General features: G+C 44.3%; 9 protein-coding genes and 2 pseudogenes. 5 read left to right on the plus strand and 6 right to left on the minus strand.

Going from position 1 to position 10,175, the window contains the following annotated elements:
• Positions 1–20 precede the first annotated feature (20 nt).
• From FKN93_RS14075 to FKN93_RS14085, 3 genes are all read right to left on the minus strand, one after another.
• Entirely contained in the window at positions 21–1,076 is a 1,056-nt protein-coding gene (locus tag FKN93_RS14075) for an ABC transporter permease (protein WP_346009392.1), read from the minus strand.
• A gap of 70 nt (positions 1,077–1,146) precedes the next feature.
• Entirely contained in the window at positions 1,147–3,870 is a 2,724-nt protein-coding gene (gene rbbA, locus FKN93_RS14080; RefSeq protein ID WP_170905357.1) for a ribosome-associated ATPase/putative transporter RbbA, read from the minus strand.
• A complete protein-coding gene (locus FKN93_RS14085; protein WP_249374186.1) occupies positions 3,867–4,187 on the minus strand; it encodes an HlyD family efflux transporter periplasmic adaptor subunit in 321 nt (106 codons plus the stop codon). Before FKN93_RS14085 ends, rbbA begins: the two co-directional genes overlap by 4 nt.
• A 43-nt stretch (positions 4,188–4,230) precedes the next feature.
• Between FKN93_RS14085 and FKN93_RS14090 the strand changes: the two are divergent.
• Positions 4,231–5,150: pseudogene (locus FKN93_RS14090) on the plus strand (IS5-like element ISVpa3 family transposase).
• A gap of 301 nt (positions 5,151–5,451) precedes the next feature.
• On the opposite strand, the gene FKN93_RS14095 reads toward FKN93_RS14090, so the two are convergent.
• Both FKN93_RS14095 and FKN93_RS14100 read right to left on the minus strand, forming a co-directional pair.
• Entirely contained in the window at positions 5,452–6,486 is a 1,035-nt protein-coding gene (locus tag FKN93_RS14095) for an IS110 family transposase (protein ID WP_170905359.1), read from the minus strand.
• A 267-nt stretch (positions 6,487–6,753) separates the two neighbouring features.
• Positions 6,754–6,960, minus strand: coding sequence for an AlpA family transcriptional regulator (locus tag FKN93_RS14100; RefSeq protein WP_170905360.1), 207 nt, complete (start codon positions 6,958–6,960; stop codon positions 6,754–6,756).
• Between the two features lie 115 nt (positions 6,961–7,075).
• Between FKN93_RS14100 and radC the strand changes: the two genes are divergently transcribed.
• The 4 genes from radC to FKN93_RS14120 all read left to right on the plus strand — a co-directional run bounded on the left by radC (position 7,076) and on the right by FKN93_RS14120 (position 9,550).
• The gene (gene radC / locus FKN93_RS14105) at positions 7,076–7,546 is read left to right on the plus strand and encodes a DNA repair protein RadC (protein ID WP_170905361.1); all 471 of its coding nucleotides are present in this window, start codon (positions 7,076–7,078) and stop codon (positions 7,544–7,546) included.
• The gene (locus FKN93_RS14110) at positions 7,543–7,977 is read left to right on the plus strand and encodes a DUF2787 family protein (protein WP_170905362.1); all 435 of its coding nucleotides are present in this window, start codon (positions 7,543–7,545) and stop codon (positions 7,975–7,977) included. The genes radC and FKN93_RS14110 overlap by 4 nt, the downstream gene beginning before the upstream one ends.
• A 47-nt stretch (positions 7,978–8,024) precedes the next feature.
• Positions 8,025–8,459 (plus strand): DUF2787 domain-containing protein, encoded by a 435-nt coding sequence (locus tag FKN93_RS14115; protein WP_170905363.1) that lies wholly within the window; start codon positions 8,025–8,027, stop codon positions 8,457–8,459.
• Positions 8,460–8,563: 104 nt separating this feature from the next.
• Complete coding sequence (locus FKN93_RS14120; protein ID WP_170905364.1) at positions 8,564–9,550, plus strand: GTPase family protein; 987 nt, start codon at positions 8,564–8,566, stop codon at positions 9,548–9,550.
• 42 nt (positions 9,551–9,592) lie between these two features.
• Here FKN93_RS14120 and FKN93_RS14125 read toward each other — a convergent pair.
• A pseudogene (locus FKN93_RS14125) lies at positions 9,593–10,045 on the minus strand (inovirus Gp2 family protein); the annotation flags it as partial.
• Between the last annotated feature and the right edge of the window lie 130 nt (positions 10,046–10,175).

The following is a 10,175-nucleotide window of genomic DNA, read 5'->3' on the forward strand; positions in this document are numbered from 1 at the left end:
TGGCCTTAGCAGATAGCTGGTCACGCCATTTGCGTGATAGCTTTACGAAAACGTGATAACGAAAAGGCAAATAAAACACTGCCAATAATCACCAGCCACAGGAATTGCGGCCAAACAACATCCAAGCCGGCACCGCGATAAAGAATGGCCTGTGCCTGGCTGACAAAATGAGTGGTGGGGGCAACCAGCATAATATTTTGTACTAATTCAGGCATACTTTCCCTTGGTGTGGAACCACCTGAGAGCATTTGCAGAGGCAATAAGATAAGTATCATCAACATACCAAATTGTGGCATATTCCGAGCCAGGGTTGCCATAAAAATACCTAAGGACGTTGTCGCAAACAGATGTAAAGCCGCCCCCAGCAGGAACAATATGACAGAGCCTTCAATCGGTACCTTTAAAGCGCCCTGAATCACAAAGGTTAAAGAGAAGGCGGCTGCGAACAATACGACAAAGCCCATTGACCAGATTTTTGCCAGCATAATTTCTGTTGGCGTTACAGGCATCACCAGCAAATGCTCAAGGGTGCCGTGTTCACGTTCCCGGATCAGTGCAGCGCCAGTCAGGATAATCGATAACATCGTTACATTATTAATAATCTGCATGACTGAACCAAACCAGATTTTTTCTAATGTGGGGTTAAACCGTACTCTCAGTTCAAGATCTACCGGGGACGATGACAAGCCGCGTTGATGCTGCAAAAACTCACTGATTTCTGCCATAATAATTTGCTGAATATAACCGCTACCGCTAAATGCCTGACTCATACGGGTTGCATCAGTGCTCAGTTGTATATTAGTGATGCGCCCAGCCAGCATATCGCTTTGAAAATCAGGTGGTATATTAACCACAAAAGTATATTGACCGGAATCCATACCCGGATCCATCTGTTGCAGAGAAATTAACTCGGGTAAAGTAAACTGCGGCGGATAAAAAGCTGCTACGATTCGGGCCGAAAGCGGCGAAGCATCTTCATCAACTATCGCTATCGGGGCTTTATGCAACGTTTCTGGCATAGCAGTGGCTGCAGTATAGACCGACAGCGTAAAGGTATAAAAAATCAGGAATAGCATGATTTTATCACGCCTTAAACTCCAAAGCTCTTTAACCCCTAAGCGATAAATATTAGCTAATGCTCTCATATTAACGCTCCTGCTTTTTCAGTAATAGCACAGCGGCGGCCAAAATAACGGGTATTGCCAGCACCAATGGTATAAACGAATTATACAAATCATTGAAATTAAGCGCTTTACTGAAGACTCCTCTACTGATGTCAATCATATGAGTAGCAGGATAAAGCTCACCAATCAGGCGGCCAGCACCTTCCATTGAGGAGACCGGATCCAATAACCCTGCAAACTGTATTGCCGGGATCATCGTGGCTAACATGGCAAAAAACATAGCCGCTATCTGGCTTTTGGTAATCGTTGAGGCCAAAAGCCCCAGGCCTGTAGCAATAATGCAATATAAAGAAGCCGCCAGCAGCAAGGTAATAAAGCTACCGGTAATGGGCACCTCAAACAAAGTAACGGCCAGCAAACACATCAACAAAAAATTGATTATCGCCAAAACGACATAGGGCAACTGCTTACCTAACATAAACTCTATTTTTGTTACCGGGGTAACATACAGGTTGAGAATCGATCCCAGTTCTTTTTCCCGCACTACGGCCAGCGCCGTTAACATGGCCGGCATCATCAGTAACAACAATGGAATAATGCCGGGTACCATCGCTGGCAGGCTACGCACATCGGGGTTATACCGGTAACGCGTTTCAATGCCTACTGTGCTGCTAACACTATTATTCGTTCGCAGCCGGGCCTGCTCCGTAAGCCAATGCTGATGTATACCCTGCACATAGCCTTTAACTGTTTCTGCCCTTTGTGGCATAGCACCATCAACCCAGGCGCCAACTGCAGTGGCGGTTCCACGTTCGATATTTCTGGCAAAACCAGACGGTATTTCCAATACTAAAGCAAGCTCGCCGCTGCGCATCCTGCTATCAAGCTCTGCATAATCTTTTATCGGTTCCTGTGCTAAAAAATATCGGGAGCCCGATAAGCTAAGAGTATAATTCTGGCTTAATACGGTCTGATCCCGGTCCAGCACGGCGTAGCGTAAGTCTTCCACATCCATACTGATGCCGAAGCCCATCACAAATAATAGAATGAGCGATCCGATTAAACCCAGGGTACTTCTTACCGGATCGCGGCGTAACTCTAACGATTCGCGCCACATGTAGCTGAACATACGCTGGCCACTAAAAAATTGTTTTGACGGCGCGAACACTTTGCTCACGGCGGGTTTTGTCACGTCAAATACCTGAGTTTCTGCTGCCTGACTGTCGCCGCTGGCCTCAATTAAGTAATCAATAAAGGCTGCTTCTAACGTTGTTTTGCCGCGTTTTTTCATCAGTAAAGCCGGTTTATCACTGTCCAGCACTTTTCCGGCATGCATCATCGACATTCTGTCGCAACGTTCAGCTTCGTTCATAAAATGGGTAGAAATAAAAATAGTCACCTGATCCTGCCTGGATAAAGTAATCAGCAAGCGCCAAAAATTATCCCGGGCAATAGGGTCAACACCCGATGTAGGCTCATCCAGAATCAGTAACTCTGGTTTATGCACCATGGCAACTGCCAATGACAAGCGTTGCCGGATCCCAAGCGGCAAGCTTTCCGGCAGTTCATCCAGCACTGCCGCTAAATCAAAACGTGTAGCCATTTCATCTACCCTACCCGGAATGTCTTGCTCCGCAACATGGAATAGCCGGGCATGTAGCACAAGATTTTGTGCTACCGTCAGTTCACCATATAACGAAAACGCTTGTGACATATAGCCAACGCGTTTGCGGGTGTTAATATCTCTGGGATCAACTTCCTTCCCAAATAACCAAGCCTTGCCTTCGGTTGCCGGTATAAGCCCGGTAAGCATTTTCATCGTAGTGGATTTACCACAACCATTTGAGCCCAGAAAGCCAAAAATCTCACCACGGCGGATACGAAAACTGACATTATCAACGGCGGTGAAATCACCGAAACGCATAGTCAGCCCCTGAGCCTCTATTGCGATATCAGTCGTATTTCCGTTAAGCGGTGTTATTTCAACCGGTTTGTAGCCGTGTTTCTTTTCTTCCGGTAACAGTTTAATAAAGGCATCTTCCAGCGAAGATGAATCTGTCCGGACAAGCATTTCCTCTGGTGTTCCAGTAGCGAGTACCTGGCCATCGTCCATGGCAATCAGCCAATCGAAAGCGGCAGCTTCATCCATATAGGCGGTGGCAACGATCACACTCATCTGCGGATAATGCTGCTTAATCCGGCTAATCAGTTGCCAAAACTGACTGCGGGCTAACGGGTCTACTCCTGTGGTCGGTTCGTCCAGAATTAAAAATTGCGGGTCGTGGATCAGTGCACAGCACAATCCAAGTTTTTGTTTCATGCCGCCAGATAATTTACCCGCAGGGCGGTCAAGAAACGGATATAGCCCTGTTGATTTCGTGAGATCATCAATTCTGCGGCGCCGCTCTGTTGTGGAGTGGCCAAACAAACGGGCAAAAAATTGTAAATTTTCTTCCACCGACAAGGTGGGGTATAAATTTTTCCCCAGCCCTTGCGGCATATAAGCAATATGAGGGCACATTTTGTCGCGATGCGCTTTACTGCTCATATCACCATCTAACACTTCTATCTGCCCAGCCTGTATTTTTTTGGCTCCCGACAGTAGCGACAATAAACTGGATTTCCCTACCCCATCCGGACCAATTAAGCCCACCATTTTACCGGATGGGATCTCAAGCGTTATATTTTTCAGTGCCTGATTTTTACCATAGTGCAGGCTTACTCGTTTGATTCGAGCAACAGTCATGGCGTAACTCGCTCAGGGAGATGTGCAGGCCATTGTGCATCGGTACTGAGCTTTACCCAGGCTACTCCAGGTAAACCTGTTTTTACCTGTGTGATATGTTTTTGCAATATATCAGGGGGAATTTGAGCTTTCACCCTGAACATCAATTTTTCACGTTCGCTGGCAGTTTCTACCGTTTTTGGGGTAAATTGAGCAACATCAGCTACATAGGATATCTGCGCCGGAATAGAAACATGTGGCGCCGCATCCAGAATAATCCGCACTTCACTACCTATCGCAATACGTCCGGCTTGTGCAGCGGGTAGAAAAAAGGTCATATAAACATCAGTCAGATCAATCATATTCAGTATGCGACCACCACTGCCGAAACCTCGCTACAAAACAACGAACTGGAAACAGTACAACAAAGCCTTAATCAACCGCGGTTCACTCACTTTCTGGATTGATGAAGAAGCCATTCGCCAGTGGAAGCAGAGCAAACAAAATAAACGAGGTAGACCTCGTCAGTTCAGCGACTTAGCCATTACTACTGCGCTTATGGTGAAACGAGTTTTCTCAATGCCGTTGAGAGCATTGCAAGGATTTATCGATTCTGTTTTTTCATTGGCTAACGTCCCTATAGTCTGCCCACATTACAGTTGTATCAGTCGAAGAGCTAAGCAAGTCGAGGTTTCATTTAAACCAAAGAGTAGAGGCGCAATACAGCATCTATCTATTGATGCAACAGGTCTCAAGGTTTATGGCGAAGGTGAATGGAAGGTCAAGAAGCATGGTACTGACGGGAAGCGTAGAGTCTGGAGAAAGTTGCATTTAGCGGTAGACACCAGCACTCACGAAATCGTCGCGGCAGAACTGAGTTTATCTAATGTTACCGATGCAGAAGTCCTCCCTAACTTGCTCAAGCAAACCCGCCGAAGAATTATCGAGATATCTGGCGATGGCGCTTATGACACAAGGGATTGCTACGATGCCATACGGTTCAAGCGAGCTGTTCCACTCATCCCTCCAAGAGAAGGGGCAGCCTTCTGGGAGAATGGTCACCCTAGGAATTTAGCGGTAGGTTGCCAGAAGCTCTACGGCTCCAACAATAAGTGGAAAAAGCGGTACGGCTATCATCAACGCTCACTATCAGAGACAGCAATGTATCGAGTGAAGCAGTTGTTAGGTGGGCGATTAAGTCTGAGAAACTACAATGCTCAGGTTGGTGAACTTACGCGATGATTAAAGCGCTGAACAAACTTACAGGGCTTGGTATGCCTGAAACTCAGTGTATTGTATAAGAATCAACCAATTGCAGGCAGTTTGGTTCTCTGACCGAATTACGCAACATATATGGACGCACCTCAGGATGCAATGACTGATTCAATGATACGGTCGCTAACATATATCCGACGTCTTTCTAGGTCTACTATGTGACCTGCGCCATGATGTAATCCGCTCCTCACTGTCTTTTCAAAGCCTCGGTTTCAATAACCTCGTTGCGTTATCAGAGTGTAGTAAGGATGGTTCACCGTTTATTCATCAGCTATTGCAAACTCAGTTGCTTCTTGAGGATATCTCCTTAGAACTTAGTATTTTTAGTCAAACAGGCTTAAATGCCTGATTAATATCGTATTCACTATTTTTCGCCAAGATGTGCCATGCTACCCGACCGAGCTTGTTTGCAAGAGCGACAATCGCTTTTGCTTTTCCTCGGCGTGCAATGAGTCCTCTCAACCATGCTCCCATAGCATCCGTTTTGTTAGCTCCGCACCGAACCACTGCGCGAGCACCGTGAATAAGTAATGCTCTCAATTCGCGATTGCCATTCTTCGATAGAGAGCCAAGACTACTTTTTCCGCCTGTACTATTTTGTTTTGGAACTAGGCCACACCATGCTGAGAACTGGCGACCATTTTTGAATTGGTTTCCAACACCTACCTCACTAATCAGCGCCGCTGTCAAAATCGGACCAAACCCAGGAATATTCCGAATAGCCTCATATTTTGGATTTTGCTGACTCAATATGGTGACACTTTGGGTCATTTCATCTATCTCTTCGCTAAGACTGACAAAGTCACAGTATAAAGTTTGCAGTAAGTTCCTCATTACTGGGGAAAGGGCATTCTCTGCGTCTTCAAGAGCTAGCGGTAAATGACTTCGTAAAGCTTTAATAGAGAGAGGAAATACTACCCCGTATTCAGCAGCCAATCCTCTGATCTGGTTCGCCAAGGCAGTTCTGTTTTCTACCAAACGTTTACGGACACTGCGTATCGCTTTAAGGTCTTGTTGTTCAACAGACTTAACAGGCACGAAGTGAAGATTAGGTCTAGAATAGGCTTCGCAAATGGCTCTTGCATCATTAGCATCGTTCTTTTGCCGCCCAACAAATGGTTTTACATGCTGAGCTGGAATAAGAGCCACTGTATATCCTAGCTCTTGAAATATTCTGCCCCAATGATGAGAAGTTGCACATGACTCCATTGCTAGAGCAGTTTGCTCTGGTAGTTGGCGGACAGTATCGAGAAGCTTATCTCGCTTTACCTTTCTGTTTGATAAAATTTGTCCATTTGTACCCAGAACACACACTTGGAAGAGATTTTTCGCTATATCAATACCGACAACTTTAATAGACATACTTGTTACTCCTGCTCTTAATGGTTGTACTATTAGTTTGGTACAACGACGCTAGAAGGGAGGTGCGTCCATCACATCAAAGCCTGTAAAAAGCGGAAAATATCGTCACTTGATACGCTTTCACGCATAGCCAACGCGGTGGTTCGTCAGCAGCCATACCCAAATGTGTTCGACCTTAAGCACACGAGTTTTTATCTAAATACCTAGTCAACATGCTACTGGTGAACGCTTACCTATGAATTAACCATCAACCCTCCAGTAAAATAATTACCGACCTAGTAAACACTCTTCCATCCACTCATCGACCTCACTCTCTACCCAAGCCACCGCCCTATCACCCAAACTCACGGATTTCGGAAACTCTCCCTCACTCATTTTGCGGTAAATCGCTGAACGGCTTAATGCTGTTTTTTCCATCACTTCTTTTAGTTTTAAAAATCTCATGGGACGTTCTCCTATGTCTGTGGTCCTCATGGGATAAAGCGATGTTGTAAAAAATAAGATGGCGCCTAAGCCAACTCATATTCAAAAAATAATCAGATATATGTCATCTCAGTGAACCCCTAAGTGATGTACCAAGGAGACTGAAATGACAACATCGAAAAAATACCAACAACAACAGCATTACCAAGAAAATGAAGTACTAGAGCAAGCCGCTCAAATTCTGGCTAATCGTTATTTACGAACCGGCGCCTTTTGTCATCCTGAAGCCACCAAAGAGTTTCTACGCTTTAAATTAGGTGGGTTAGAGCGGGAAGTATTTTCCGTGATGTTATTGGATAATCAACATCGTTTGATTGAGTTTAATGAGTTATTTCAAGGAACGATTGATGCCGCCAGCGTCTACCCTCGTGAAGTGGTGAAAGCCGCCTTAGCCTGTAATGCCGCTGCCGTGATATTCGCTCATAATCATCCATCCGGTCAGCCTGAGCCTTCAGAGGCCGACAAGCGCATTACACAACGTTTAAAAGACGCCTTAGCGTTAGTCGATATTCGGGTATTGGATCATATTGTGGTCGGTGAAGGTTGTGTCTCTTTTGCTGAAAGGGGACTTTTATGACCGTTCAACACACCATCACTACGAGTGTCGAAGCAACATTAGCCGCGCCACTGACTCAAGTGCTACGCCGCTTTACTATCCCCGAGCATGCCAAGCGGATCATAATGAACTGTCGCCAAACAAGCTATTACCGAATCCGACAAGGATTAACACCCATGGAGCTACAACTTGTCCGTCACAGTGCGATGGATGTGTGGCACATCGTCATGATGGCAAGCTTTTCCTATCCCCATCAGCAAAGCTCTTCACTAGAACTCGATCTCTATTTTCATTTGCCCAATGGCTGGTGCTACCAAGCCGATGTTGGCTCAGCCAGTCTGGCTCATGATGAAGTGCAAACCTTATTGTCTGTCTGGACAACAAGTTTCGCTAGGCATCTTGCTCGACGTGCTTTTGATGAGATCACGGTAAGTGTCATCACCACTCAATAACACCACTGATCACTTAATGGCTCTACCGAATATCACAAGGAGGATTTATGTCTCAACTCACCTTTACAGCGTCTACGTTGCCCATCTCGCACAAGCTGCATGACTTATTGAATGAGCAGCTCAGTGCCTCATCGCTGAGTTCATCCGCTTTAGAAGCTCAATGCTTGCTGGTGTTTCACTTTCGAGATAAAGCCTACAGCGCAGAGAATGGCGGCTTTCATCCGGTTGAAATAGCGCTCAGCAAAATGGCGGATGCATGGCATATCGATTATCTGACCGAGTTTGCTTACTTTGGTCATCCCTACCCTGAGCTTGAACGCTGCTTAGATTTTGACTTTCAACGTGGAGAGTTCTTCGCAGCTTATCAAGGATGGCACCCAATCAAGGGCAGTCATGAAGCAAAAGCACTCTATCAACTGTGGGAACATAACTTTCTCGCTTATGTAGCGATGGGAGTATTTGATGAAATCACTTTGAGTTAGCGACTCATTAGATCAATTACCCATCGCAAGTGGTTACTCCATTCCATATTCAGCAGAGACCAGGTAGTTTCTACTAAATCACGAGCACATAAAGGATTACAGTTATGAAAAGCAATGAGTTAATTTCATCACTAGAAAAGAATATTAGTAGTACAACGTTAGATACAACAACAAAACAGTTATTATTTAATAATTTAGCCCTACTCCGTAAAACAACGCTCAATATCCTGATCACTGGCGCGACTGGCGCAGGCAAAAGCTCAACCATTAACGCACTATTTAACATACCGATAGCTGAAGTAGGAATTAATAGTGAGCCTCATACTGAGTGTGTTCAGCATTACCAATTAAATAACCTTGTACTGTGGGATACCCCTGGGTTAGGTGATGGTATAGAAGAAGATACAAGACACATAAAGGCGATCAAACACTTGCTCAACAAGAAGGACGCTCATGACCAGCTAGTAATTGATTTAGTACTAGTAATACTTGATGGCGGGTCTCGTGATCTAGGTACGCCATTAACTCTCATTAATGACATCATTATCCCACATTTAGGAGATGAAGCAGAAAAACGACTGATTGTTGGTATTAACCAAGCAGATGTAGCGTTGAAAGGCCCAAAGGCATGGAACTATATTGATAATGAGCCAACCGATGAAGCGTTAGTTTTTCTTGAAAAACAGCAAACATCGGTAGCTAAACGAATACATAAAGCCACGCAGATAACCATTGCGCCTATCTACTTTGTTGCTGGCTACAGTGATGGTGTGAATCGACAGAGACCGTATAACTTATCAAAATTGTTGTATATCATTGTCGAGCTGTTACCTCAAAATAAAAGAGTAATTCTGGCGAACCGAACCATTTCCAATGACGTGAATAATTGGAAAGATAACGACGCCAGCGATTACAACAAAAAAACCAGCTTAAGTCTTTGGGAAGCCATTGTAGAAACAACACTACAAGGCGCATCTATCGGCTCCGATATAGGGGCTATATTCGGAAAACCAGGAAAGGCTATAGGTAAAGTTATTGGTTCTGTTTCTGGCTTATTCTTTGGTGGGATAAGATATATCTTCGGTTTTTAAACACAATAAACATACCATTAAAAAGAGGCAGATCCTCTTTTTTTATTTTCGGCTAGTAGAAAAGTTTTTTAATCCGCTAGCATATACTTTTGTATCAACTTTAGCTAAGTAACTTAGACGATAAAAACATACTTTATATTCATCTAAAAAATTCGCACTACTTTTACTGACATAATAAATAGAGTTTTCAGGAAAATGAATACTAGTATTTACTTCAAAGCAATCTAACCCTAAAGCACTCGCCCATGCCTCCTTTATCATAGATGACAAATTGCCATAGTCATGCTGGTAGTTGCCAGGGCAATAATAGATATCTCTATTAAAGAACAATGCCAGGTGATAATGTGGTAACACTGACGTATTCTGCTCTTTAACCCATACGTATCTCATATTACACTCTCCAATTTTTCCCTTCCGCCTTAAATCATTCTTTATCTTAGATTTCAATGACTCAATAAATCGAGTAATTGTACATCCATTATAATTTAAATAAAATTTAGGTAAGTGTTCACCAAGCCCCTATTGACAGAAAAAGTGTGACACTCAGCACTTGATCCACTTTTTACTATTGAGTGATCATTCCAGTGCTTCATCCTGTTTGTTATGAGCAGAAAGAAAGCCCCTA

It is taken from the genome of Vibrio sp. A8-1, from assembly GCF_013048685.1.
Classification (GTDB): Bacteria; Pseudomonadota; Gammaproteobacteria; order Enterobacterales; family Vibrionaceae; genus Vibrio; species Vibrio metschnikovii.